This window comes from Nocardia niigatensis NBRC 100131 (genome assembly GCF_000308655.1).
In the GTDB taxonomy this organism is placed as follows: Bacteria; Actinomycetota; Actinomycetes; order Mycobacteriales; family Mycobacteriaceae; genus Nocardia; species Nocardia niigatensis.
Window position 1 is genome coordinate 94,594 of the sequence record NZ_BAGC01000061.1, and the last position, 23,621, is coordinate 118,214.

25 protein-coding genes are annotated in these 23,621 nt (G+C 69.1%); 12 read left to right on the forward strand and 13 right to left on the reverse strand.

Annotation, left to right across the window (positions count from 1 at the left end; translation table 11 throughout):
* Positions 1 to 18: 18 nt before the first annotated feature.
* The gene (locus ON33_RS28085) at positions 19 to 1,227 is read right to left on the reverse strand and encodes a L,D-transpeptidase (RefSeq protein WP_040862097.1); all 1,209 of its coding nucleotides are present in this window, start codon (positions 1,225 to 1,227) and stop codon (positions 19 to 21) included.
* Positions 1,228 to 1,324: 97 nt separating this feature from the next.
* Positions 1,325 to 2,419 carry a UDP-N-acetylmuramate dehydrogenase gene (locus ON33_RS28090; RefSeq protein ID WP_083869356.1) on the reverse strand — a complete coding sequence of 365 codons (1,095 nt, stop codon included), beginning with the start codon at positions 2,417 to 2,419 and terminating at the stop codon, positions 1,325 to 1,327.
* 41 nt (positions 2,420 to 2,460) lie between these two features.
* Here ON33_RS28090 and ON33_RS28095 point away from each other — a divergent pair, with 41 nt between their 5' ends.
* From ON33_RS28095 to ON33_RS28105, 3 genes are all read left to right on the forward strand, one after another.
* Complete coding sequence (locus ON33_RS28095; protein WP_040862098.1) at positions 2,461 to 2,946, forward strand: DUF2505 domain-containing protein; 486 nt, start codon at positions 2,461 to 2,463, stop codon at positions 2,944 to 2,946.
* A 75-nt stretch (positions 2,947 to 3,021) separates the two neighbouring features.
* The gene (locus ON33_RS28100) at positions 3,022 to 3,537 is read left to right on the forward strand and encodes a DUF2505 domain-containing protein (protein WP_040862099.1); all 516 of its coding nucleotides are present in this window, start codon (positions 3,022 to 3,024) and stop codon (positions 3,535 to 3,537) included.
* Between the two features lie 68 nt (positions 3,538 to 3,605).
* The gene (locus ON33_RS28105; RefSeq protein ID WP_040862100.1) at positions 3,606 to 4,307 is read left to right on the forward strand and encodes a hypothetical protein; all 702 of its coding nucleotides are present in this window, start codon (positions 3,606 to 3,608) and stop codon (positions 4,305 to 4,307) included.
* A gap of 19 nt (positions 4,308 to 4,326) precedes the next feature.
* On the opposite strand, the gene ON33_RS28110 is transcribed toward ON33_RS28105, so the two are convergent.
* Positions 4,327 to 5,817, reverse strand: a complete 1,491-nt coding sequence (locus ON33_RS28110) for a hypothetical protein (protein WP_051152918.1) — start codon at positions 5,815 to 5,817, stop codon at positions 4,327 to 4,329.
* 83 nt (positions 5,818 to 5,900) lie between these two features.
* Positions 5,901 to 6,518 carry a hypothetical protein gene (locus tag ON33_RS28115; protein ID WP_040862101.1) on the reverse strand — a complete coding sequence of 206 codons (618 nt, stop codon included), beginning with the start codon at positions 6,516 to 6,518 and terminating at the stop codon, positions 5,901 to 5,903.
* 110 nt (positions 6,519 to 6,628) lie between these two features.
* On the opposite strand from ON33_RS28115, the gene ON33_RS44280 reads away from it, so the two are divergent.
* The gene (locus tag ON33_RS44280) at positions 6,629 to 7,810 is read left to right on the forward strand and encodes an LmeA family phospholipid-binding protein (RefSeq protein WP_306307527.1); all 1,182 of its coding nucleotides are present in this window, start codon (positions 6,629 to 6,631) and stop codon (positions 7,808 to 7,810) included.
* On the opposite strand, the gene deoC is transcribed toward ON33_RS44280, so the two are convergent.
* Positions 7,807 to 8,466 (reverse strand): deoxyribose-phosphate aldolase, encoded by a 660-nt coding sequence (deoC, locus tag ON33_RS28125; protein WP_051152919.1) that lies wholly within the window; start codon positions 8,464 to 8,466, stop codon positions 7,807 to 7,809. The two genes, ON33_RS44280 and deoC, sit on opposite strands and share 4 nt — an antisense overlap.
* 72 nt (positions 8,467 to 8,538) lie before the next feature.
* Here deoC and ON33_RS28130 point away from each other — a divergent pair, with 72 nt between their 5' ends.
* Together ON33_RS28130 and purU are read left to right on the forward strand one after the other, a co-directional pair.
* Positions 8,539 to 9,120, forward strand: coding sequence for a GNAT family N-acetyltransferase (locus ON33_RS28130; RefSeq protein WP_051152920.1), 582 nt, complete (start codon positions 8,539 to 8,541; stop codon positions 9,118 to 9,120).
* Between the two features lie 156 nt (positions 9,121 to 9,276).
* Complete coding sequence (gene purU / locus ON33_RS28135; protein ID WP_040862103.1) at positions 9,277 to 10,158, forward strand: formyltetrahydrofolate deformylase; 882 nt, start codon at positions 9,277 to 9,279, stop codon at positions 10,156 to 10,158.
* Positions 10,159 to 10,221: 63 nt separating this feature from the next.
* On the opposite strand, the gene ON33_RS28140 is transcribed toward purU, so the two are convergent.
* From ON33_RS28140 to ON33_RS28165, 6 genes are all read right to left on the reverse strand, one after another.
* Complete coding sequence (locus ON33_RS28140) at positions 10,222 to 11,217, reverse strand: alpha/beta fold hydrolase (protein WP_040862147.1); 996 nt, start codon at positions 11,215 to 11,217, stop codon at positions 10,222 to 10,224.
* A gap of 147 nt (positions 11,218 to 11,364) precedes the next feature.
* Positions 11,365 to 12,387: an alpha/beta fold hydrolase gene (locus ON33_RS28145; protein ID WP_040862104.1), complete on the reverse strand. Its 1,023-nt coding sequence runs from the start codon at positions 12,385 to 12,387 to the stop codon at positions 11,365 to 11,367.
* A 180-nt stretch (positions 12,388 to 12,567) separates the two neighbouring features.
* Complete coding sequence (locus tag ON33_RS28150) at positions 12,568 to 12,864, reverse strand: DUF2516 family protein (RefSeq protein WP_040862148.1); 297 nt, start codon at positions 12,862 to 12,864, stop codon at positions 12,568 to 12,570.
* A gap of 134 nt (positions 12,865 to 12,998) precedes the next feature.
* Positions 12,999 to 13,676, reverse strand: a complete 678-nt coding sequence (locus tag ON33_RS28155) for a hypothetical protein (protein WP_040862105.1) — start codon at positions 13,674 to 13,676, stop codon at positions 12,999 to 13,001.
* Positions 13,673 to 14,209: a helix-turn-helix domain-containing protein gene (locus ON33_RS28160; RefSeq protein ID WP_051152945.1), complete on the reverse strand. Its 537-nt coding sequence runs from the start codon at positions 14,207 to 14,209 to the stop codon at positions 13,673 to 13,675. The genes ON33_RS28155 and ON33_RS28160 overlap by 4 nt, the downstream gene beginning before the upstream one ends.
* Before the next feature lie 137 nt (positions 14,210 to 14,346).
* Complete coding sequence (locus tag ON33_RS28165) at positions 14,347 to 15,642, reverse strand: DUF445 domain-containing protein (RefSeq protein ID WP_051152921.1); 1,296 nt, start codon at positions 15,640 to 15,642, stop codon at positions 14,347 to 14,349.
* Positions 15,643 to 15,828: 186 nt separating this feature from the next.
* Here ON33_RS28165 and ON33_RS28170 point away from each other — a divergent pair, with 186 nt between their 5' ends.
* The 3 genes from ON33_RS28170 to ON33_RS28180 all read left to right on the forward strand — a co-directional run bounded on the left by ON33_RS28170 (position 15,829) and on the right by ON33_RS28180 (position 19,426).
* On the forward strand, positions 15,829 to 16,569 hold the full coding sequence (locus tag ON33_RS28170; protein WP_083869358.1) for a TetR/AcrR family transcriptional regulator: 741 nt from the start codon (positions 15,829 to 15,831) through the stop codon (positions 16,567 to 16,569).
* Between the two features lie 111 nt (positions 16,570 to 16,680).
* Entirely contained in the window at positions 16,681 to 18,114 is a 1,434-nt protein-coding gene (locus tag ON33_RS28175; protein ID WP_051152922.1) for an ABC1 kinase family protein, read from the forward strand.
* Positions 18,115 to 18,175: 61 nt separating this feature from the next.
* Positions 18,176 to 19,426 carry a saccharopine dehydrogenase family protein gene (locus tag ON33_RS28180; protein ID WP_373281069.1) on the forward strand — a complete coding sequence of 417 codons (1,251 nt, stop codon included), beginning with the start codon at positions 18,176 to 18,178 and terminating at the stop codon, positions 19,424 to 19,426.
* Between the two features lie 13 nt (positions 19,427 to 19,439).
* Here the strand turns inward: ON33_RS28180 and ON33_RS28185 are convergent, their stop codons facing one another.
* A complete protein-coding gene (locus ON33_RS28185; protein ID WP_040862107.1) occupies positions 19,440 to 20,396 on the reverse strand; it encodes a glycoside hydrolase family protein in 957 nt (318 codons plus the stop codon).
* 83 nt (positions 20,397 to 20,479) lie between these two features.
* Between ON33_RS28185 and ON33_RS28190 the strand changes: the two genes are divergently transcribed.
* Entirely contained in the window at positions 20,480 to 21,103 is a 624-nt protein-coding gene (locus ON33_RS28190) for a TetR/AcrR family transcriptional regulator (protein ID WP_040862108.1), read from the forward strand.
* Between the two features lie 12 nt (positions 21,104 to 21,115).
* Here ON33_RS28190 and ON33_RS28195 read toward each other — a convergent pair whose 3' ends face one another.
* Complete coding sequence (locus ON33_RS28195; RefSeq protein WP_040862109.1) at positions 21,116 to 21,664, reverse strand: TetR/AcrR family transcriptional regulator; 549 nt, start codon at positions 21,662 to 21,664, stop codon at positions 21,116 to 21,118.
* Between the two features lie 133 nt (positions 21,665 to 21,797).
* On the opposite strand from ON33_RS28195, the gene ON33_RS28200 reads away from it, so the two are divergent.
* Complete coding sequence (locus tag ON33_RS28200; RefSeq protein WP_040862110.1) at positions 21,798 to 22,718, forward strand: esterase/lipase family protein; 921 nt, start codon at positions 21,798 to 21,800, stop codon at positions 22,716 to 22,718.
* A gap of 126 nt (positions 22,719 to 22,844) precedes the next feature.
* Positions 22,845 to 23,564 (forward strand): ESX secretion-associated protein EspG, encoded by a 720-nt coding sequence (locus tag ON33_RS28205; RefSeq protein ID WP_040862111.1) that lies wholly within the window; start codon positions 22,845 to 22,847, stop codon positions 23,562 to 23,564.
* Positions 23,565 to 23,621: the final 57 nt, after the last annotated feature.

Genomic DNA, 23,621 nt, shown 5'->3' on the forward strand with positions numbered 1-23,621 from the left:
GCTGCCGCGGACGAGGTTTCAGCGACCGCCGACGGGCTGGGGCGGGAGCGGGGTGGCCGAGATCTGGTTCTTCGGCTCGCCCTGGAGCGCCGAGAGGCCCTTCCAGGTCTCCCAGTCGATGGTCCAGTCGTAGATGTCGCCGTCGGCGGCGGAGAGCTGGATGCGGGTGCCGGTGACCTCGACCGGATCGCCGTAGAGGGCGGTCGGGAAGTACGCCTGAGCGTCGGTCGGGTTGAGGTTGATGCACCCGTTGGTGACGTTCGAATTGCCCTGGGCGGACACCGATTCCGGATTGGCGTGGATGAACTCGCCATTGTTGGAGATGCGCACGGCCCAGCGTTCCCGCACGTTCGTGTAGAACGGCGGGTTGGACATCATGAAGTCCTCGTACTTCTCGGTCACCACGTGGATGCCGGAGCGCGTGACATTGCGGTCCTGGTTGCCTTCGCCGTAGCTGCAGGCGAAGTCGAAGACGGTCTGCCCGTCCCGCACCACCTGGACGCGGTGGGTGGGGGCCGATGCCTTCACGATCTGCGAACGGCCGATGCGGAAGTCGGAGGTGAGGTCGGAGTCGCCGAACAGACCGCTGCCCATGTCCAGGCCGTAGAGCTTGGCGCCCACGTGGACGGTGGTGCCGGGCTGCCAGTACTCGCGCGGCCGCCAGTGCACCCGGGAGCCGCCGTTCTCGTCCTGGAGCCACGCCCACGAACCCTCGGTGGCCGGGGTGGCGGTGACGACGAGCGCCTTCTCCACCGCCTCCTTGTTCTCGACGTGCCCCTTGAACTGGAGCATGATCGGCGCGGCGATGCCGACCTCCTGGCCGTCACCGATATTGATGGTGGCGGGCGCCGTGGTCTTGGGGCTGATGGTGGTGAACTTGCCGTCGATGGCGACCGGCTTGTTGTCGGTGCCGACGGCGGTGCCGGACCAGGTGTAGGTGGCGCCGTAGCCGAGCGGCTCGTTCACTGTGAATTTGCTGCGAGTGGCATCGAAGGTGCCGGTTACCTGCTTGCCGTTGGAATTGGTCAGCGCCAACTGATCGATGCGGCCATTGGTGACGGTCGCCGACACCGCGGTCGTCGGGTTGACATTGTCGGTGCCATTACCCGGTTCCAGCTTGACGGAAGCGACCGGCGCGGCCGGCTGCGCGGGGCCGCCACCACCCTTGTTCGACGACGAACACGCCGCCGCGATCACGGCCGTCGACGCCACCAGTGCGGCCCGCATGGCCGACCGGCGGGACAGTCCTCGATTTCTCACTTGCTCGACCCTACCCCCGCAAACCGTGTATCCCGGACGCTGAATTGGTGGCACAAGCCACTCGCTACAGGCTCACTCCCACGGTCACAGGTTCGGGATCCAGGCGAATGCCGAAGCGCTCAGCAACACCCTCGCGAACCGTGCGGGCGAGGGTCACCAGATCGGTCGCGGTGGCCGCGCCCCGATTGGTCAGCGCCAGCGTGTGTTTGGTCGACAACCGCGCTGGAGACCCGTCGCCCGGAAAGCCCTTGGCGAAGCCGGCGCGCTCGATGAGCCAGCCCGCCGAGAACTTTACCCCGCCCTCGGCGGGATAGGTGGGCACGGCCACGTCCGCCCCCAGATGTGACGCGATCGCCGCGCGCACCGCCGCCACCTGCGTATCCGGAATGACGGGATTGGTGAAAAACGATCCCGCACTCCAGGTGTCGTGATCCGACGAATCCAGCACCATGCCCTTGCCGGCCCGCAGCCGCAGCACCGCCGCGCGCACCTCGGCCGCCGGACGGGACTCGCCCTCGGCCGCGTCGAGCGCCTGCGCCAGTTCGCGATAGCGCAACGGCGCACTGGAACCGTCCGCACGCAGCGCGAATTCGACCGCCAGCACCACCGCGGCGTCGCTGTGCTTGAGAATCGAAGTGCGATAACCGAATCCGAGCTCGGCCGGCGCGGCCCAGCGGATCTCGCCGCTCGCGCGGTCCAGCAGCCGCACCCGCCGCAGCACACTCGCCACCTCGACGCCGTACGCGCCGACGTTCTGCACCGGCGTCGCACCGGCCGAACCGGGAATCCCGGACAGGCATTCGAGACCGCCGAACCCGGCCGCCACCGTCGCCGCCACCACCGCGTCCCAGTTCGCGCCCGCCTCGGCGATCGCGGTGTCACCGCTGATCTCGACGCCCTCGGTAGCGATCCGCACCACGACCCCGTCGAAACCCTCGTCGCCGATGAGCAGGTTGGATCCGCCGGCGATGAGGAGCACCGGGATTCCCGCGGCGTCCAGGGCGCGCACGGTCGCGACCAGGGCGTCGGTAGTCGCGCAGTCGGCGACCGTCGCCGGACCGCCGACCCGCAGGGTCGTCAGCTCCGCCAGCGGCACCTCGGCACGCAGCCGCGCACCGGTCGCCGTCAGCAGGTCCCGCAGGTCGTCGAACGACACCACCCGAGAAGTACGCACAGGCACAGACGGTAGCCTGTCGGACCATGGCGACACCTCTGGCCTTCACTGCGCACTCCACACATACCATGGCCGCCGTGCGCGCGGCGTTCGCCGACGAGCAGTACTGGAAGGACCGCATCGAGACCGTCGGCGGGCCCAATGCCCGCATCGAGAACCTGATCATCAGCGGTGAGCAGGTGTGCGTCGAGATGGTGCAGACGATTCCGGCCGCGGACCTGCCCGCGCAGATCACCGCGATCAAGCCCGACGGCCTGACCATTCCTCGCACCGAGACCTGGCACGGCGCCGGCGGCACCGTCGAGGCCCGCGTGGACGGCGCGCCCGCGACCGTCAACGGCACCCTGACCGTCACCGACAACGGCTCCGGCTCCACCTTCGTGGTGGACGGGAGCATCGACGTGAAGATCCCGCTGTTCGGAAAGAAGATCGAGGCCGCCATCCAGCAGCACCTCACCGAACTGCTGGAGCGTGAGGCCGAGTTCACCCACACCTGGCTGAGTTCGCATTGATCGGCCCGGCCCGGTTGCGACGACCCGCCCGAAGTTTCCGCTGACCGGGGTCGCCCGGCAGTAACCTGAGCGATCGTGGCCCGCCGACTCGACTACTCCGCCCGTTATCCGCTGCACACCACGAACGAGGTGTATGCCGCGATGATGAGCCGCGAACACTGGGATGCCCGCATCGAGGAACTGCGCAAGCACTCCCCGAACGACATCGTCAGCCTCGACGCCGGCGACCACGGCATCACGGTCGAACTGCGGCACGTGCTCCCCCGCGACGCCCTCCCCGACATGGCGCAGATGGTCGTGCACCGGGACATGGTGATCACCCGCCGGGAATCCTACGGCCCCTACGGACCCGAGGTGACCGGCGAGTACACCGCCGAAATCCCCAACAGCCCAGGCACTCTCGGCGGCACCATGCGCTTGTTCCCCACCGAGACCGGCTGCACGCTGCGCACCTCCTCGCGGGCCCAGGTCCACCTTCCGTTCCTCGGGCGCAGGCTCGAACAGCTCATGCTGGTCAACCTGGTGGACCTGTTCCGCGCCGAAGCCGAGGTGACGAAAATTTGGCTGGATCAGCAGTACCCCGTCGGGTAGCGAAGCCGATCGGCACCATCACCCGCGGCACCACCGGCATCAACCGGCTGCGCCGCGGGGACCGATGGATGACCCACGACCCCCTGGTTGCCGGACGATTGCTGAATGCTGCGGATCCGCTCGTGGTGGACCTCGGCTACGGTGCCAGCCCCGTCACCACCCTGGAGATGGCCGCCCGTTTGCGGACCGTGCGGCCCGATCTACGGGTGGTCGGCCTGGAAATCGATCCGGAACGCGTGGTGCCCGGCCGGGACGGGGTGGTGTTCGCGCGCGGCGGTTTCGAGCTCGCGGGCCTGCGCCCCACGCTGGTGCGCGCCTTCAATGTGCTGCGTCAGTACCCGGAATCCGCTGTGCCCGAAGCCTGGTCGACCATCCAGTCCGGTCTGGCGCCCGACGGCCTCCTGCTCGACGGCACCTGCGACGAACTGGGCCGCCGCTGTGCCTGGATCCTCCTCGACCGCACCGCACCGCTGTGTCTGACCCTCGCCTGGGACCCCTTCACCGTCGGCACCCCCTCCGACATCGCCGAACGCCTCCCCAAAGCCCTGATCCACCGCAATATCCCCGGTGAACCCATCCACACCCTGCTCACCGCCGCCGACCGCGCCTGGGCCGTCGCCGCGCCGCTGGCCCCCTACGGCCCCCGCGTCCGCTGGCGGCACGCCGCGAACCTCCTGCGCGCGCAAGGTTTTCCGCTCCACCCCTACCGCCGCCGCCTTCGCGACAACGTGCTGACCGTCCCCTGGTCGGCCGTCGCGCCCCTGCCCTGAGCGGGTCGCACGCGGATCATCAGAGCTTGTGGAACAGCTCTCGCACGGTTCCGGAGACGGCGGCGGGGGCGAGCAGGGAACGCGGGGCGAAGGGCTGACGCCAGAGGCCGCCATGGGCCGCGCCGGTGGTGAAGAGGGCCTCCGGGTTGGAATTCCGGGGTTCGCCCTCCGCGAACAGATCCGCCACCAGCTTGGCCGCCAGCAGCGTGCGGGCGGTGGCGGGGTCGAAGACCTCGATGCCGAAATGCGAGGCGGCGCGGTAGGCCACGGTGCGCCACGGGTATTCTCGGGCCACGCTGCGAGTCCAGGCCGGCGGGGCGACCGTGAAGGATACGGTGTGACCCGCCGAGCCGGCCAGCACCGCCCGCCAGCGCGGGAACCGTTGGGCCAGGGCGTAATCCGGCCCTGCCAGGGCGGGAAGATTGTCGAACAGCCCCCACGCGCCGCCCTCGGAGTCGAAGATCGGGCGCGTGTAATTGAGCCGGTACAGCGAGTGCGGCGCCACCCGATGCAGCAGATCCTGAGCATTGCCGCGGAAACCCCGCTGCGCCAGCCGATCCCGGGCCGCGGCCACCACGGAGGCGGGCACCGCGTAGGTGTCGGTCGGCGAGCCGAGCAACGCGAGCGCGGCCTCGGAGCGATGCCGCAGCAGCGTTTCGGCGAGCACATCGGACGCCGCCGCCAGCCGGACACCGGCCGACCCGGGCAGCCCGGCGTACAGCCCCAGCACCGGGCGGACGTCACCACTGTGCGCGGTGATCCAGCGGGCCAGCGCCGGAAAGCCGCGGGAGATGTCCACGCCGGGTTCGCCGTCCGCGACCGGGAACGTCATGACCCCGGCCCCGGCCTTCGCGACCGCGCGCAACCGGTCCCAGCGCGCCCGGCCCGGCCGATCCACCGCGAGCACGTCCGCGCCCCATCCCAGCAGCGGCCGCAGCGGCCCGAGCTCTGCGTCCGCGCCGGTGACGGTCACCCGGAAACCGGGCAGCGACAACCACTCCGGATGATCGATGACCCGTTCGATCGCCGCCACGAAGTCGGCTTCCAGAATCCCGCGGGTCTGCCATTCGGCCAGTCGCAGCCGCAGCGCGTCCTCGGCCAGCAGCAGCCCGCGCCACGGCACCTCGAGCCGGTTCACCGCCGCGGCCTCGCCCGGCGTCGCCGCGGTCTCCAGGACCGTCCCTTCGGCCGCTGCATCCACGTCGACGGTGTCCAGTGCCGCCACCGTGCGCCCGGCCGTGAACCGCAGCATGTGACGCGCCGAGGCCAGCCCCGCCCCGGCCATGCCGATCGAGACCTCCGGCGCACCGATGGCCAGCGCCGTCATGCCCCGGAAGACCCGGTGGTAGCCGTGCCGCCAGTCCCGGCAGGTCTCCACCGACTGCGCCAGATCGGCATCGTAGGGGCGGATCGCGTCGGCGACCACGGCCGCCGAGAACATGTCCGCGATACGCTCGGGCGGGCCCGGCGGAAACACCAGATCCCACACGCCAGCACCGCCCGTCGCCATGGACAGTCACCCTGCCACGAAATGGGCGTCCGCAAAACTCGAGGCGCGCACGTCGAAATTCGGAAGCGCGCACCTCGCGGCCCCTAACGTGGGTCCTCCTGGGCGCGAGTGAGGGCGCGATGCAGCCGGGCCGCCGTGGCCGGATCCAGAGCGGCACTGGCGGAACGAATTTCGGCGCGGGCGCAGCGGTGGATGGCGACGGCGTCGGCCACCACCTCGTCCAGCGCGGCCTGCCCGATGCCGGCCTCGGCCAGATCCAGCACGGTCCGCAGCGGCGTGGTCACCAGGAAGGCCCCCGCCGACTCCACATCCTTGCGGGCGAAACTGCGCCGCAGCACCACCAGCCGCGGCGACAGCGGAAACCGCCCGACCCGCGCCGACAGGTGCACGAAGCGCGGCCGCAACCGTCCCAGACCGTGCAGTTCCGCGGCGCTGTGGTGCGAGACCGCCGCGGCCCCGTCGAACCAGGCCGACCACATGGCGTACTCGTCGAGCGGCCCGTCCGGCCAATCGGCCATCCGCAGCAACCCCACCCCCGAGCGCAGAATGCTGCCATCCCGCATCCCGTCGCGAATCCGGACCTCGCATCCGGTACGCAGCACCTGACGGGTGGTGAAATACCCGGCGTGCCGCGCGGCCAGCTCCCGCAACGCGCGCCATCCGTACTCCGGATCGGGCTCCGGTGCCGCGTTCCCAGCCATGACATTCAGAATAAGCCGACCCCTGTGCGTTATGTCACAATCCACGCCTGTGAGCCGACACCTCACAGGAAGCACAGAGCCCACTCAGAAACCTCGTGAAGAATCGCCCCATGAGTTCGGAACCCAGCTCGGACGACGCGACCAAGCGCGACGCCACCGCCGCGCAACAGAGCGAACCTGCAGCGCGACGGGGCGATCCCGTCGGGCAGCCGGTCGACTTCGGAAAACCGGACAGCACGCCCACCGAGGTCCTGGGCGCGCGGCCCGACGCCGCGACCCAGGCGTTCGACGGCTCGGGCGACCCCGCCGTCTGGTGGAACAACGCCACCGCCCCGCACGGCGACCCGCCCACCACCGATCTCGGCGGACAGGCCACCCAGGTGCTGCACCCGGGCGAGGCGGCCTACGCCGCCAGCGCGAACGCCGCGTCGGGCCGCTCCACCGGACCGACCGCGACCCAGGTGCTGCCCGGCCGCCCCGGCGACACCTCGGGCCCGATCCCGCAGCCCGGCGGCGCGCCGCCGCCAGGCACGCCCCCGCCGCCGATGAATGTCGGTGGCGGACACGGCGGCTCGACCGGCAAGCCGCGGAATCGCAAGAAGACCCTGCTCATCGTGGGCATGGTGGCGGCGCTGCTGGTGGTGGGCGGCCTGGGCGGCGGCGAGGCCTACGCCCGCAACAAGGTCGAGAACTGCATCAGTTCACAGTTCCAGGCCCAGATGGGCTCCAAGATCGATGTGTCGTTCGGCTGGAAACCGGTGCTGCTCACCATGTTCGACCACAAGGTCGGCTCGGTGACCGTGGACAGCGACGACTCCAAGTTCGGCCCGGCGCAGGGCATGGTCGTGCACGCCAACTTCAAGGACGTCGAAATGTCCGACAGCGGCCAGCAGGCCACCGTCGGCAGCTCCACCGCCGACGTCACCTGGAGCACCGACGGCATGACGAAGACGCTGGGCGGCCTGGTTTCCGGCACCACCGCCGATCCGGGCTCCGGCACGCTGAGCTTCGCGGTACTGGGCGGCCTGGCCCAATTGCAGGTCAAGCCAAAGATTGTCGACGGCAAGATCGAGGTCGAGACCGTGCAGGCCTCACTGCTCGGCTTCGGCCTGCCCACCGATCTGGTCTCGGGCATCGTGGATCTCATGACCCAGAGCCTGCAGAGCTATCCGATGGGATTGCAGCCCACCAAGCTCGAGGTCACGAGCAACGGCCTGCACGTCGCACTGCAGGGCGGGCACGCCGAGCTGAAGGCGGATCCGAACCAGCAGCAGCAACCGATCAACTGCTAGATCGGAAAGCCTTCCAGCACTTCACGAGACCGCGATAATCCCAGCCGCGTGGCGCCGGCGGCGATCAACTCCGCCGCCTGCGCCGCGCTCCGGATACCGCCGCTGGCCTTCACCCCGAGCCGTCCGCCGACGGTCTCCGCCATCAGCCCCACGGCATGCGCGCTCGCACCGCCCGCGGGATGGAATCCGGTGGAGGTCTTCACGAAATCCGCGCCCGCCCGCTCCGCGGTACGGCACACCTCGACAATGGCTTCGTCTGTGAGAGCGGCGGATTCGATGATCACCTTGAGCAGCGCCCGATCTCCGATCGCCTCACGCACCGTGACGATGTCGGCCAGCACCGCGTTGTAATCGCCGGCCCGCGCCGCGCCGACGTCGATGACCATGTCCACCTCGGCCGCCCCCTGGTCCACCGCCAGCCGTGCCTCGGCCCCCTTCACCAGCGAATGATGTTTGCCGGACGGGAAACCCGCGACCGTGGCCACCACCAGGCCCGGCGCGCGCACCGGCAGCATGGACGGCGACACGCAGATCGCGAACACCCCCAGCTCGCGGGCCTCGTCCACGAGCGCGGTCACCTCGGCGGGCGTGGCCTCGGGCGAGAGCAGGGTGTGATCGATCATCGCCGCCACGTCACGACGGGAAATCTGTGCCATGAGCACCGAGTTTGGCACATGCCCGGCGAATTTCGTTGCGGGCCGCCGCCGCTGTCACGCAGACTTGTAGGCGTGCTGATCCGTCGTGAACGTACCGGCGACGCCGCCGCGATCGACGAGGTGCACCGCAGTGCCTTCGATCGCTCCGCGGATGCCGACGGTGACCTCCCCGCCTCCCCGCCCATCGGCGACCCTGTGGAGGTCGGTCTGGTCCACAGCCTTCGCGATGACGGGTCCGCCTGGATCCCGACCCTCTCACTGGTGGCGGAGTTCCACGATCAGATCGTCGGGCACGTCTGCCTCACCCGCGCCGGCATCGGCCCGTTCCCGGTCCTCGCGCTCGGCCCGATCGGCGTCCGCGCCGACCGGCAGGGCAAGGGCATCGGCTCGGCCCTCATGCACGCCGCCCTCGGCGCCGCCGACGCCCTCGACGAAACGCTGGTCGGCCTGGTCGGCAGCCTCGAGTACTACCCGCGCTTCGGTTTCGTGCCGGGCACCCGCATGGGCATCATTCCGGACCAGCCGGAGTGGACCACCCACTTCCAGGTCCGCCCGCTCACCGCCTACGAACTCGAGATCAAGGGCGAATTCCGCTACGCCGACGCCTTCTATACTCCCCCGCCTCCCCGGGACTTCAGCGCACGGCTCGAGTGACGTCGACCGTCGTGCATGAGTGCCGGCGGTCACGTGCCGAACCAATTTCGGGATTGCCCGACGAGCAACGGTTACGAAATCAGTCCGCACGTCGGCAGTCGAAGGACCGAACCCCCTGCGGTCGATGGCTCCGACGGTTGCTGGGAAGATTGTCGGATGAGTTCCACCCCGGACGACCGCCGATTCGTGCTCACCCTGGGCTGCCCGGATCGTCCCGGCATCATCGCCCGCATCACCTCGTTCATCGCCGATTTCGGCGGGTCGATCGTCGAGGCGGGCTATCACTCCGACCTGGAGACCGGGTGGTTCTTCACCCGGCAGGCGCTGGAGGCCACGACCGTCCCGTTCGATCTGGACGAGCTGCGCACCCGCTTCACCGCCGTCGCCGCCGACCTCGGCCCGGAGACCGACTGGCAGGTGCACGACTCCGGTGAACGCCGCCGCGCGGTCCTGCTCGTCTCCAAGGACGGCCACTGCCTGCACGACCTGCTCGGCCGGGCCACCAGCGGCGAGCTGCCCGCCACCATCGAGGCCGTCATCGGCAATCACCCGGACCTGGCCGGCATGACCGAGGCGCACGGCATCAAGTTCCATCACGTGCCCTTCCCCAAGGACCCGGCCGAGCGCGGCCCGGCCTTCGAGCAGGTGCGCGACCTGGTCGACGCGCACGACCCGCACGCCGTGGTGCTGGCCCGCTTCATGCAGGTGCTGCCCTCCGAGCTGTGCGAGCACTGGGCGGGCAAGGCCATCAATATCCACCACAGCTTCCTGCCGTCCTTCGTCGGCGCGCGGCCGTATCACCAGGCCTTCGCCCGCGGCGTCAAGCTGATCGGCGCGACCTGCCACTACGTCACCGCCGAGCTGGACGCGGGCCCGATCATCGAGCAGGACGTCACCCGCGTCGACCACTCGGACACCGTGCGCGAGATGGTCCGCCAGGGTCGCGATATCGAGCGCGTGGTGCTGGCCCGGGGTCTGCGCTGGCATCTCGAGGGCCGGGTGCTCGTGCACGGCCGCCGCACCGTCGTCTTCGAATAGGACCCGAAAAGCGAACGCCCGCTCCTGTTTTCACAGGGGCGGGCGTTTCTCGGTCGAGCAGAGTCAGCCCGCGGCGGCCTCCGGATGGCGGCGCGCGTTCCGGATGACCCGGTGCAGCTCCCCATTGAAGGCCTGCTCGGCCTCGATGTTCACCAGGTGGCCGGTCGGCAGGATCGAGTAGCGCTCCAGATTGCCCGCCGCGGCGAGGGCATCGGCGATCTCGCGCGAATGCACCTCGGGCAGCAGCTTGTCGTAGGAGCCCGCGACGACCGTGGTCGGCACCGTCAAATCGGCGGCGGCGCCGTGCACATCGAGCTTCACCAGGCCACGCGCCACCGCGGCCCGGACCGAGGGCCGGCACGAACGGACGATCGAGACACCGAAGGCGACCTGCTCGGAGGTGGCCAGCGGATTGGTCAGCCGGTTCTTGGCGATGAGGTTGATCGCCGCGCCGCCGGGCAGCGGAATCGGGGTGCCGAACAGCGCCACGGCCAGCCAGTCCGGACCCGGAATGACATCGTTGAGCAGCGGAATCACGGTGGCGCGGTTGGGGATCTGGCGCGCGGCCGTGGTGGCCAGCAGCACCGCCGAGGCCTGGTGCTGCACCCGGTGCGCGTACCTCTGTGCCCAGGCCTGAATGGTTATGCCGCCCATACTGTGCCCGACCAGCACAGCGCGCTGGCCGGGCCGCAGCACCGCGTCCAGCAGGTCGGAGAAGTCGTCGGCCAGCTGATCGGCGCCGAAAGTCCGCGTGCCGCTTTCGCTTTCACCGTGGCCGCGCTGATCGAAGGCGATCACCCGGTACTCACCGGAGAAGGCGTTGATCTGCGGGTTCCAGTACTCGAGGGCACAGGACCAGCCGTGCGCCAGCACGATGACCTCGCCGTCGGAGGGGCCGTAGGCGTGCACGCGCAGGCGCGCGCCGTCGCGGGTGGTTACGGGGATGACTTCGGCGGGATGCGGCGTGTTGAGGGAAGCCGTCTTATAGCGGCGGGACCGCAGTCCGGGGCGAAGGGGGGCGGTCAGCGCATCGACGCCCTCCGGCAGTTTCACCAGCATGAGCACTCCTTTGTGTTCCAGACCACGGTATCGCGCTAACCAAAGTGCTTGCAATAGCAAGCAGGGATATATCTTCTTGCTCTACAACTATGTTCGCGGTGACGGCCGTCTCTGTTAGGGAACCCCAGGGGTGGAAGTGCCCACCCCTCAGGCGCCCACCGCCCGCGCGGGAATCCCGAACGCGGACTTGGCGATCCGGGCGAGTTCGGCATTGAACTCCCGGTGGGCCTCCACATTGCCGAGATGACCGGTCGGCAGCACCCGATAGCCGTCCAGGCTGCCGGTCGCGGACAGCATCTCGACGATGCGCTCCGAATGCACGGGCGGGGTCAGATCGTCGGCCGCCCCGGCGATGACGGTGGTCGGCACGGTCAGATTCGCCGCCCCGCGCCCCACGTCCAGGCGGGACAGCAGGGTTCCGAACCGGCCGCGCACCCGGGCCGGGCACGAGCGCACGATGTTCAGGGCGAAGGCGGCGATGTCGCCGACCGCGGCGAGGCTCATGACCTGCCGGCGGAACGCCCAGGTCACGAGCCGGATCGGCGGGAAGAGAATCGGGAGGCTCAGCCCGAGCAGGCCGATCACGAAGGGCAGCTTGGCAATACCCCGATTGAAGAACGGGACCACGGTGGTCTCGGCGATCAGATCGCCGGCCGCGGTATTGGTGAGCAGCACCGCCAGCAGCTGCTTCCGCACGCGCTGCGGATACCGGCCCGCCCAGGCCTGGATCGTCATGCCGCCCAGGCTGTGTCCCACCAGCACCGCGCGCTGACCGGGCCGCAGCGCGGCGTCCAGGACATCGGCGAGATCGTCGGCGAGCTGGTCGGTGGTGAGCGGGGCGGTGCCCTCGTCGCTCTCACCGTGGCCGCGCACGTCGTAGGCGACGACGCGGTATTCACCCGCGAAGGCGTTGATCTGGGGGTTCCAGTACTCGAGGCAGCAGGTCCAGCCGTGCACCAGCACGATGACATCGCCATCGGCCGGGCCATAGGCGTGGACTCGGAGCCGGGCGCCGTCCGTGGCGGTGACCGGGACGACCTCGCAGGGTCCGGCCGGCGGATTCAGATCCGCGTTGCCGTAGGTCCGGGTGCGCAGGTCGGCCCGGTGCTTGCGCACCAGGTCACGGATCTTCCGGCCGAGGTCCGCCGAGTGAGGCAGCGTTGACCGCATAGGACACTCCTTTGTGTTACTGATAGATACAGTAACCCGCGCTACCCCGCGCTTGCTAGTGCAAGCAGCCGAAAAGTTCCCGAGTCGGAACACACTTCACCCCGGTCGGCGCCCCGGTGTGAAAAAAATAACCGCCACCCCGGAGCATCCGGAGTGGCGGCCGAGGGCCTCGGAAACGGGCTACCAGCGCGGCCCGCGCTGAATCTCGTCCACCTTCGGGCGGACGTCGGCGAGATAGACGCCGGTGGCCACGATGGCGGCGATGCCGAGCAGACCGACAGGACTGACGGGCAGCAGGAGCACGGCCATGGATGCCACCAGAATCGCGATCCACACCGGCTTGGTCAGTTTGTCCACGGCCGTGAAGGCGTCCGGGCGCTGACGAATCGCGTGCACGAGGGCGAACACCGTCATGCCGAGGGCACACAGTTTCAACACCCACAGAATCAGTCCGGGAATTCCCATCACCCCACCCATCATACGGGTGAAGCCCTGCCCACCAGGGCTTCTCATCGCGACACGAATTCCGGGCGACGCCGGCCCCCTGAACGCAGCCGCCCCCGCACACGTGAGTGTGCGAGGGCGACAAGCTTTTTCGCTCGAGGCGAGGGTTACTTCTTGGCGGGGGCGGCCTTCTTGGCGGGGGCGGCCTTCTTCGCGGGAGCCTTCTTGGCGGCGACCTTCTTGACCGGCGCGTCCTCGACCGGGGCGGTCTCGGTGGTCACGTCCACGACCTCGGCGTCGACGGCTTCCTCGAGCTCGGCCTCGGCCTCGGCCTCATCCTTGCCGGCGCGCCCGATGTAGGGGCCGACCTGGTCGGTCACCTTGCCGATGATGTCCTGGGTCTGCGACAGCAGGTCGTTGTAGCGGGTCTCGACCTGCTCGAAGCGCTCCTCGAAGGCCGGGTTGCTGCGCAGCTTCTCGACGGTCTCCTCGCCGCGGGCGGCCAGGTCGGCGTACAGGTCCAGCAGCTGGTGGTAGTACTGGTCGACCAGCTTGCGCAGCTCCTCGGCGGTGGCCTTCTCGCGCAGCTCGGCCAGGTCCTCGGGCAGCTCGGACGGCAGCGCCTGCACCCGCTGGCGCAGCGTCTCGGCCTGCTCCTGCAGGTCGGCCGGGAGGTTGGCGACGCGCTCGCGGGCCTCATCGATGCGGCCCTGGACGTCAGCGGAGGTGGCACGCTCGCGGATCTGCGAGACGGCGTCGAGCACGGCGGCGTAGATGGCGTCGCCCGCGCCGACCGTGGCGTAGATCGGTTTGGTCACGGTCGCGGTCAGATTCGATTCGGTCATGATGGTTCGCTCTCCTGGCGTGGCGGAACTTCGGTTGTGCGGTGCGGAACCTCGTTGTCCCTGTTTCCCCCGGGAACGCCCCCCATTAGCTCCGTTGCGTCCCCTCTGTCCTCGTTAGCCTGGTTTTCCCGGCAAAACGATTCATAGATGTCCAGGAGGACCTGCTTCTGACGTTCCGTCAGGCCGGTATCGGCCAACAGGGCATCCCGGACGGGGCCGTGCGGCCTCTGCTCGAGGTACCCGGCCCGCATGTACAAGACCTCCGAGGAGACCCGCAGACCTTTCGCGATCTGGGCGAGTACCTCGGCGGACGGGTTGCGCAGCCCGCGCTCGATCTGACTCAAGTACGGATTGCTCACCCCCGCCAGTTGTGCGAGCTGACGCAGCGAGACCTGGGCGGCCTCGCGTTGCGCCCGGATGAAGCCCCCGATGTCGTGAGCCGCGTTGGCTACGCGACCCGTCCGATCTCCGGCGGCGGACGTCTCCGCGCTGTCGCCCTCGATCGGTTCGGGAACCTCGGGATCGTGCTTCATCACTCACCTTCCGGCGGTTGTGCGGTCAATTCTAGGACGGGGTGCTAACTCTTGCAAGCGCTCTGCTAGCGCTGTTCACCGAATGGCACGTGGCAAACAGCCGGCGCTCCGCCCGCAGCGCTTTATTGGTCAAATGTTCAGCCATTGAACAGCAAATGCGACACGGCGTAGATGACCAGGCCCGCGAGCGAACCGATCACCGTGCCGTTGATGCGAATGAATTGCAGATCCTTGCCCGCCGCCAATTCGATCTTGCGACTCGCCTCTTCCGCGTCCCAGCGGGCCACGGTGTCGCTGACCAGCGACGCGAACTCGGCGCCGTAGTTGGCGACCAGATACCGGACGCCGCGCTCGAGCCAGCCGTCCACCTTGTCGCGCATCACCACGTCGAGCGAGAGCCGCTCGCCGAGCTGCTGCACATTGTCGGCGACCTTGCGGCGCAGCGTGGAATTCGGATCGTCGGCCGACTCCAGGATCATGCGCTTGGCCGCCCGCCAGGTGGCCTGGGCCATCCCGGTGACTTCGCGCCGGCCCATGAGCTCGGTCTTGATCTTTTCCGCCTTTTCGATCATCGCGTCGTCGAATTGCAGATCGTGGGCGAAATCCTCGAGGAAGCGATTCGCCGCCAGCCGCACTTCGTGATCGGGCTGCGTGCGCACCTTCCAGGTGAATTCCACCAGCTCCCGATAAATGCGTTCGGCCAGCAGCGAATTCACGAATTTCGGCGCCCAGGACGGCGCGTCCCGGTTCACGATGCGGTCCAGGGTCTCCTGCGAGTCCAGCGCCCACTGGTGCGCGCGCTCGGCCAGCAGGTCCAGCAGCGGGGCCTGCCGGTTGTCGGCGATCAGCTCGTTGAGCACCTTGCCGATGGGCGGACCCCACAGCGGCTCGGCGATCCGCTTGACGATGGTGTTGTCGATGATCTGCTCGACGTCCTCGTCGCGCAGCACGCCGATCACCGCGCGCAGGATGGTCGCGCTCTCGTCGGAAATGCGTTCCGCGTGCGCGGGCTCGGCCATCCAGCGGCCCAGCCGGAGCGGGACCTGCGCGGAATTCACCTTGACGGCAACGGCATCCGGCGAGAGGAAATTGGTGCGCACGAATTCGCCGAGACCGGCGCCCACCTGATCCTTCTTCTTGCGGATGATCGCGGTGTGCGGGATCGGCAGTCCCAGCGGATGCCGGAACAGCGCGGTGACAGCGAACCAGTCGGCCAGCGCGCCGACCATGCCGGCCTCGGAGGCGGCCTTCACATAGCCGACCCACTCACCTCCCCCGCCGCGCGAGCTGATCCAGGCGCAGACGATGTAGATGATCGTGGCCACGGCGAGAAACCCGGTGGCAATGGCCTTCATGCGCCACAGCTCGCGCTTCTTGCCCTCTTCGTCCAGGAGATCGGCGAACGCTCCGCCGCCGTTGGGTGGTGTCTTCATCGGCTTCGGCTCGGTCGTTTCGAGTACCCCGGCACTGCCGGCAGGTTGCTCCATATCTTCCATTCTGGCGCGTGGTGTGACGTACTCCCCGCCACCGGGCCCTTCCCGATCGGCGACGATCCACAGCATGGGAGGCTTAAGCTGAATAGGCCCAGGCCCAGGACGCGAACAAGGAGCCAACGCAGCGTGACCACCAAAGGCAGCGTGAGTGCCGCCGTGGAGGCGGCCACCGGCCCCCGCGGTGGTCGAGTCGACGGCCGCAAACGCCGCTGGCAACAGCACAAGATCGACCGGCGCGAGGAACTGGTGGACGGTACCCTCGCCGCCATCCGCAAACGCGGCGGCGATGCCGGGATGGATGAGATCGCCGCCGAGATCGGCGTCTCGAAAACCGTGCTCTACCGCTATTTCTCGGACAAGCAGGACCTGACCCGCGCCACCATGGAGCGGTTCATCGAGACCACGCTGATGCCGCGCATCTACGAGGCCATCAGCGACGACCTCGACGAGTACCAGCTGGTCCGCAACACGCTGGCGGCCTACGTGCACACGGTCGACTCGGACACCGACGTCTACCGGTTCATCATGGGCAACGGCTCGGCCACCGACACCTCCACCCTCGCCGACTTCGAGAAGCTCTTCGCCCAGGTGGTCTCGGCGGTCATCATCGACAAGGCCTTCGACCGCGGCATCCAGACCGAGGGCGCGATGCTGTGGTCCTACGTGCTGGTCGGCGGTGTGCAGCTGGCGACGGACTGGTGGATCTCCAACCGCACCATGTCCAGCGAGGAAATGCTCGACTACCTCACCATGATGGCCTGGAGCGCGATCGAGGGCATGGTCCGCGCGGGCGGCGACCGGCATTACTTCAACGCGCACCCGCACGTGCTGCCGGACCCGGAAAACCGCGAAAACACTGCTAGCTGACGGCTAGCACTCGAGTTCGCAGTGTGGTTAGGCTGAAGCCGGCGGACCACACCACGCGGTATCCGCCGTGTCGGCACCAACGGGGGTGTTGGCTCCCATGGAGGGTCACTGATGGCGAAAGAGCTGCCCACATCCAGGCTTGCGCGGGGGACGAAGCTGGGGATTGCCGTCGCGGGTAATGCCTTGCGCGCCCAGAAGACTCGACGATCCATGCGCGGCCGCTCCGAGGCCGTGCGGGCGCGGATGGCCGAGGAGTCCATGATCCGGGCCACCGAGCAGATGGTCATGGTGCTGGGCACCATGAAGGGCGTGGCCATGAAGCTCGGGCAGATGCTGTCCGTGCTGGATCTGGATCTGGTGCCGCCGGAGCATCGGGAGCGGTTCCAGCGCCGGCTGGCGGTGCTGCGCGACAGCGCGCCCTCGGTGTCGTTCGACGTGATGCGGGCGGTCATCGAGGAGGACTTCGGCAAGCCGCTGGAAGCCGTTTTCGCCGGGTTCGATCCGGAGCCGGTGGCGGCGGCCTCGATCGGGCAGGTCTACAAGGCGACGCTGCACGACGGCCGCGAGGTCGCGGTGAAGGTGCAGTATCCGGGGATCGATGTCGCGGTGCGCGCGGATCTGAAGAACCTGGCCATGTTCCGGCGCATCCTGCAGTCGGCCATGCCGTGGGTGACCCCGGCGGTGCTGGACGAGCTGCGCCTGAACCTGGAGAGCGAACTCGACTACGTCGCGGAAGCGACCACCCAGAAGCAGATTTCGGAGCTGTTCACCGGGCACCCGTTCATCGTGGTGCCGACCACCTACCCGGAACTGTCCACCACCCGGGTGCTGGTGAGCGAGTACTTCGCGGGCCGTGGTTTCGAGGAGATCCGGGAAATGCCCGCGGCGGAACGCAATCGGATCGGCGAGATCATCTACCGCTTCTATGTGGGCTCGCTGTTCACCTTCAACGAGTTCTGCGGCGACCCGCATCCGGGGAATCTGCTGCTGGGCCCGGACGGCCGGGTGGCGTTCCTGGACTTCGGGCTCTTCAACCGGATGGATCCGGAGCACGTGCAGTTCGAGGCCATCTGTATTCGCGCGGCGGCCGAGGAGCGGGCCGAGGATCTGCGCGATCTCATGGTCGAGCGCGGCATCATCGATTCCCCGGAGGAGATCACGCCCGAGGAGTGCCTGGAGTACGTGCTGGCGGCGTGCGAATGGGCGCTGGTGGACGAGGATCTCACCATCACCCCCCAATTGGCCTCGGGCGCTTTCGTACTGGCGGTGGATCCGCGGGCCAGCGAGTTCACCGGGATGAAGCAGCAGAATCTCCCGCCGGAGCACCTGTTCTCGCGGCGGGCCGACTTCCTCACCTTCGGCATGCTGGGGCAGCTGGAGGCGACGGGCAATTGGCATCGCATCGCGCGGGAGTGGCTCTACGGGGACCAGCCGGTCACCGAACTCGGCCGCGCGCATCATGAATGGCTGGCGAGCCGCCCGGCTCCGACGCCGACCACCGGGGGACCGACCAAGAAGACCCGCAAGCGCGCCGCGAAGGCGTGAATACACCCAACTCTCGGCAGCTTTCCGGGGCCTCGCCCCGGACACCCCAGGAACGGAACAGGTGAGGCAAGTGGCCACAAGGGAATTCGACATCGTCCTGTTCGGTGCGACCGGCTTCGTCGGCAAGCTGACCGCGCAGTACCTCGCCGAGGCGGCGCCGGCCGGGGCGCGCATCGCGCTGGCGGGGCGGTCGCCGGAGAAGCTGGCCGCCGTGCGCGCCGAGCTGGGGGCGGCCGCGGCGGAATGGCCGCTGGTGCAGGCGGATTCCACCGACCAGGGCAGCCTGGACGCGCTGGCGGCGCGGACCAGGGTGGTCGTCACCACGGTGGGCCCGTACCTGCGGTACGGGTTGCCGCTGGTGCAGGCGTGCGCCGAGAACGGCACGCACTACGCCGATCTGACCGGCGAGCCGCTGTTCATCCGGGAGTGCATCGACCGCTTCGGCGAGCGGGCCGCCGAGACCGGCGCGAAGATCGTGAATTCCTGTGGCTACGACTCGATTCCGTCCGATCTGAGCGTGTACCAGCTGTACAAGCGCAGTGTCGCGGACAATGCCGGCGAGCTCACCGATGTCACCCTGGTGGCCTGGCTCAAGGGCGGCGCGAGCGGCGGCACCATCGGTTCCGGGCGGGCCATGATGGAGGCCATCGCGGAGGATCCGAGCAAGGCGTCGGTCATATCGCACCCGTATTCGCTCAGCCCCGACAAGGCGATGGAGCCCGACGTCGGCCGCCAGACCGATCAGGCGCTGTCGCGGGCCTCGGCCATCGATCCGAGCCTGGACGGCTGGGTGGCGACCTTCATCATGGGCGCGCACAACACCAAGATCGTGCGCCGCTCCAATGGCCTGCTGGGCTGGCCGTACGGCAAGAACTTCCGCTACCGGGAGGTCATGAGCGCGGGCTCGTCGGCCACCGCGCCGCTGGTCGCGGCGGGTATCGCGGGCGGGATCGTGGCGACCATGGCGGCGGGCGCGGTGCTGTCGCGGGTGGCGGTGGGCCGCAAGCTGATCGACCGGATCGTGCCCAAGCCGGGCACCGGGCCGAGCGAGCAGGCCCGGCGCAGCGGCTGGTTCACCATGCGCACCTTCGCGCACACCACCTCGGGCGCGAAGTACGAGTGCACCTTCGCCGGCAAGGGCGATCCGGGCTATCAGGCCACCTCGGTCATGCTCGGCCAGTCCGGTCTGTGCCTGGCCTTCGACAGGCTGCCGGAGCTGGCGGGCATTCTCACCCCGGCCTCGGCCATGGGTGACGCGCTGACCGAGCGGCTGCGTGCGGCGGACATCAAAATCGAGGTCGCGCCCATCTGACGCACCGCGGCGATCATGCCGGGGTGCTGTATTTCGCGATGAGTTCGCGGTAGCGGTCGAAGGCGGGCTTCGGTGTGTAATCCGAACGCAGGAGCCCGAATTCGAGGTTCATATCGCCCTGGTCACTGTGGGAGTCGCGCAGGCCGAAGTGCTCGTAGGTGGTGATGCCGAGTTCGCCGGCCAGGCCGTCGACGAGCCGCACCACGGTCTCGAGCACTTCGGCCTGACGCTCGTAGGACCGGTCCGGGCCGGTGGCCCAGCCGTTTTCGGTGATGTGAATGGGCGTGGCGTCGGGAATGCCGGCGGCCGCGAGGCTTTCGCGGCGGAAGGCGGTCACGACCGCCGTGATGGCGTCCTCCAGTCCCGCGGCCGGGATGGGGCGGAAGACGTCGGGGAAGAAGTCCAGGCCGACGTAGTCGAGGGCCTCGGTGAATTCTCGGCCGCCCCGGCGGCCCAGATCGGTCCAGAATTCCTGTGCCGGATCGAAGATCGGCGTCGAGTTGCAGCCGATGCGAACCGCGAGGCCGAGGCGGTCCACCTCCGCGCGGGCGGCGTGCACGCCCTCGATGATGGCCCGCCGGACCTGTGGGTGGCCGCCATTGCCACCGGGGCCGTCGTGGTTGGGTTCCTCGGCGATCTGCAACGAGGTGAGCACGGGTCCGTGCTCGCGAATCTGCTTGCGCAGGAAGGCGAGCCAGCCGGTGAGATCGTCTCCCGGCTCGTGGAAGCACACCACCAGATCGAGCTTCCGGCGGGCCGCGGCGTACTGCCAGGGCTGGGGTGGGGCTTCCTGGAAGCCGCCGCGCGCGTCGCTGTAGAGGACGTAGCCGCGCACCACGAATGGGTGGTCGCCGTGCAGTTCGTCGAGGGCGGCCGCGATGCGGTCGGCCCGTTCCGGTGGGCCGGGAGTGACATTGCCGAACTGGTCGCCGGCGAGTCCGCCCGGGTAGATACCGAATCTGAGCGTCATGCTCCAACCGTAGCTCAAATTTTGGTGTCACACCATTTTTAGTGTCACACCTATACTGCTCGAACGACAGGAAGGAGAGGTCGTTGGCACTGCGCGAGGAGAAGAAGCGCGCCACCCGGACCGCGTTGGCCGATACCGCCATGGCGTTGTTCGTGGCGAAGGGCTTCGACAAGGTGACCGTCGCCGAGGTCGCGCGCGCCGCGAACGTCTCGGTCAATACCGCGTTCAACTACTTCCCGACCAAGGAGGACCTGTTCTTCGACCGTCAGGACGAGGTCGCGGACCGGCTCGCGGCCGCGGTCCGTGACCGCGAGCCGGGCGAATCGGCGGCCGCGGCCGTGCGACGCGCCTTCCTCGACCGGGTGCGCCGGGACGACCCCACCCTCGGCCTCTCTCCCGGCGCCACCACCTTCTGGCGCATGATCGACGAAAGCCCTGCCCTGCAGGCGCGATTGCGCCGAATCGGCGAGCAGACCGAGGCGGCGCTGGCCGTGGCGCTCGCGGCGGCCACCGGTGCGAGCCCGGACGACTCCACGCCGAGACTCGCCGCGGCCGCCCTCGCGGGACTGGATCGCGCCCTGCACGCGGAGATCCGCCGGGCCACGCTGGCGGGCACGGACCCGGAGACGGTGCGCGCCAGCGTGATCCGGGCCGCGACCGACGGATTCGACACGGCGGTAGCCGGACTCGGCGACTACGGGCGGTGACCGCGACGGCCGTCAGGCGGGTGTGCGCTCGATCAATGCGGTGAGCGCGGCGCGCAGGTCGGGGCGGGCCGCGTCGGAATACAGTTCGGCCAGCGCGATCTCGGCGACCATGGCGATGACCAGGTGCGCCACCGCGGGTGGGTCCGCCCAGCCCAGCTGTTCGATATCGGGCGCGATCATCGCGGCGACCAGCTGATTGCGGGCGGTCACCTCATCGAGCAGATCGGCCTCGGTGCGGGACTGAGCGAGAAAGGCTTTGGTGCCCCGGGTGGCCAGGCAGGCATCGAGGTAGGCGGTGAGGCCGGCGCGGAGTCGCTCGCGGCCGGGCGCGATGTCGCCGACGGCGGCGAGAACGAGACCGATCAGCTCGTCGTGATACCGGCGGTGCAGGGCGACGACATAGCTGCGCCGGTCCGGAAAGTGGTGGTAGAAGGTGCCTTTCGCCATGCCGGCGGCCTGGACCACGGCATTGACCGACAGTCCGGCCAGGCCCGTGCGCGCGGCGACCTCCGCCCCGGCGTCGAGCAGGGCGTTGCGGCCCGGTTCCGCGGGTCGGGGCATGGCCGGAATCCTCTCCTGCGCGGTCTCTTCCCCCTGAGGGTACACAGCGGCTAGCCTATGACCGACCGGTCGGTCATGCGCGGCGCGTAGGGGGCATCGCGAGGCCGACCGGCACGAATCTCCGGGAGTACCCATGCGATCGGCCACCCGCTGCCTCACCGCCGCCTTCCTGTTCGCCGCCGCGCTCGCCGGACGCCCGGCCGCGGCCGACGAGCCGGATCCGTCCTACAGCTACTTCGGCGGGCTCGCGGCCGAGCTGACCGCGCCCGGGCAGGCGCCGCCCGGAGCGAACGACTGGTCCTGCAAACCCGCTGCCGCGCACCCGAATCCGGTGGTGCTGCTGCACGGGCTGTCCAATGACACCGTCACCTGGAACACCCTGTCCGCGGTCCTCGCGAACGCCGGCTACTGCGTGTTCACCACGACCTACGGCACCGGCGCGCTCGGCCCGGTGCTGGGCGCCATCACGCCGGTCGAGACCAGCGCTCGGCAGATCTCCGACTTCATCGACCGGGTGCGCGCCGAAACGGGCTCGGACAAGGTCGATCTCGTCGGCCACTCGATGGGCGGCGCGGTGCCGTTCTACGCCCTGAACCACCTCGGCGCCATCCCGAAGATCGACCGCTACGTGGCGCTGGCCGCGCCGCTGCACGGTTCCACGGTCAGCGGCCTCGCGAACCTGCAGCCGCTGCTCGAATCCACCGCGCCCGGAACGGAACTGGCCGCGCAGTGCGGGCCGTGCCAGCTCTCACCCGGCTCGAAGGTCGCCATCGATCTGAACGCGGACCCGGCCCTCGCACCGGACATCCGGTTCACCACCGTGGTCTCCCGCTACGACGAGATCGCCACCCCCTGGACCACCGGTCTGCTGGACGGACCCAATGTCGACGACGTGGTGCTGCAGGACTTCTGCCCGGACGACTACACCGAGCACTTCGAGCTGCCCGCGGATCCGGTCACGGTGCGCGTGGTCCTCAATGCCCTCGACCCCGCGCACGCCACACCCGTCTCCTGCACGGTCGTCCTGCCTTTCGCGGGACCGCTGGGTCGATAGCAATCCATCATTCGAGTGCGGTAGGTCACAGATTGTGCTCACCGGTGACAGGCAGCACCCGCAGAATCTCTCCGGTAGGGTCGCGGACGGGACGGAGGTGGTACCCAAGGAAGGGGGGTCGGCCACGTGAAATGGATCCTGACCCCGGACGAGTTCGCGATGATCTGGACCCGCGAAACCGATCTGGAACGCCGTCCCTATCCGCTCGACACGAACCCGGCCACACCTGAGAATCCCGGCGGCGCTTCGCGATTCGGGCCGCTACCGCTGGGCGGGTCGCCGGCGCGCTTCCTGCGCCGCACCGATCCCGATCTGGCCGCGGCGCTGGCCCTGTGCGCGCGCACCGACACCACGACCGTCACCCTGTACGGCGAGCGCACCGCCGGCCCGGAGGCCCGGCGCATCCTCGCCTTCGCGGCGGTGGCGCAGCAGCGGGCGGGCATCCTGGTCTCGCTGCCGGACACGGTGACGGTATCGCTGTGTCCCGCCGACCAATTGGGGCGGGAACTGGTGGAGGTCATCGGGTCGGCGCCGCCGGGCCGGCTGGAGCCGCTGCGCGAACCGCAGCAGGCGGTGCTGTATCCCGACGCCGACGCCGACGCCGACGGCACCGGCGCGGAGGCCGACCGTTTCCGCCGCAAACTGCGGGACCCGGTGGACGGGCGTGGATTCATCACCGTCACGGTCGAACCCGCGAATCCGCTGTCGCCACCGACCCGGCATCGCACCTGGCTGGATTTCTCCGGCGACGGCCGCTATCTGCTGACCACGGCCGCCGACCTGAGCCTCACCCCGGTGACCGATGACGAACTGGCGGCGCAGCTGGTCCGGCTGGCCCGCGTCTGAAAGCCCGGCGCCCAACGGGTTCGGCCCGGTTACCTGCGGGAAACTGCGACGCGTGCT

What these genes read in the sequence shown, in the direction of transcription:
- ON33_RS28085 (WP_040862097.1), bottom strand. Translation starts at nt 1,227, where the DNA reads ATGCGGGCCGCACTGGTGGCGTCGACGGCCGTGATCGCGGCGGCGTGT.
- ON33_RS28095 (WP_040862098.1), top strand. Translation starts at nt 2,461, where the DNA reads ATGGCGACACCTCTGGCCTTCACTGCGCACTCCACACATACCATGGCC.
- ON33_RS28105 (WP_040862100.1), top strand. Translation starts at nt 3,606, where the DNA reads ATGACCCACGACCCCCTGGTTGCCGGACGATTGCTGAATGCTGCGGAT.
- ON33_RS28110 (WP_051152918.1), bottom strand. Translation starts at nt 5,817, where the DNA reads ATGGCGACGGGCGGTGCTGGCGTGTGGGATCTGGTGTTTCCGCCGGGC.
- ON33_RS28115 (WP_040862101.1), bottom strand. Translation starts at nt 6,518, where the DNA reads ATGGCTGGGAACGCGGCACCGGAGCCCGATCCGGAGTACGGATGGCGC.
- ON33_RS44280 (WP_306307527.1), top strand. Translation starts at nt 6,629, where the DNA reads ATGAGTTCGGAACCCAGCTCGGACGACGCGACCAAGCGCGACGCCACC.
- deoC (WP_051152919.1), bottom strand. Translation starts at nt 8,466, where the DNA reads ATGGCACAGATTTCCCGTCGTGACGTGGCGGCGATGATCGATCACACC.
- purU (WP_040862103.1), top strand. Translation starts at nt 9,277, where the DNA reads ATGAGTTCCACCCCGGACGACCGCCGATTCGTGCTCACCCTGGGCTGC.
- ON33_RS28140 (WP_040862147.1), bottom strand. Translation starts at nt 11,217, where the DNA reads ATGCTGGTGAAACTGCCGGAGGGCGTCGATGCGCTGACCGCCCCCCTT.
- ON33_RS28145 (WP_040862104.1), bottom strand. Translation starts at nt 12,387, where the DNA reads ATGCGGTCAACGCTGCCTCACTCGGCGGACCTCGGCCGGAAGATCCGT.
- ON33_RS28150 (WP_040862148.1), bottom strand. Translation starts at nt 12,864, where the DNA reads ATGGGTGGGGTGATGGGAATTCCCGGACTGATTCTGTGGGTGTTGAAA.
- ON33_RS28155 (WP_040862105.1), bottom strand. Translation starts at nt 13,676, where the DNA reads ATGACCGAATCGAATCTGACCGCGACCGTGACCAAACCGATCTACGCC.
- ON33_RS28160 (WP_051152945.1), bottom strand. Translation starts at nt 14,209, where the DNA reads ATGAAGCACGATCCCGAGGTTCCCGAACCGATCGAGGGCGACAGCGCG.
- ON33_RS28165 (WP_051152921.1), bottom strand. Translation starts at nt 15,642, where the DNA reads ATGAAGACACCACCCAACGGCGGCGGAGCGTTCGCCGATCTCCTGGAC.
- ON33_RS28175 (WP_051152922.1), top strand. Translation starts at nt 16,681, where the DNA reads ATGGCGAAAGAGCTGCCCACATCCAGGCTTGCGCGGGGGACGAAGCTG.
- ON33_RS28185 (WP_040862107.1), bottom strand. Translation starts at nt 20,396, where the DNA reads ATGACGCTCAGATTCGGTATCTACCCGGGCGGACTCGCCGGCGACCAG.
- ON33_RS28195 (WP_040862109.1), bottom strand. Translation starts at nt 21,664, where the DNA reads ATGCCCCGACCCGCGGAACCGGGCCGCAACGCCCTGCTCGACGCCGGG.
- ON33_RS28200 (WP_040862110.1), top strand. Translation starts at nt 21,798, where the DNA reads ATGCGATCGGCCACCCGCTGCCTCACCGCCGCCTTCCTGTTCGCCGCC.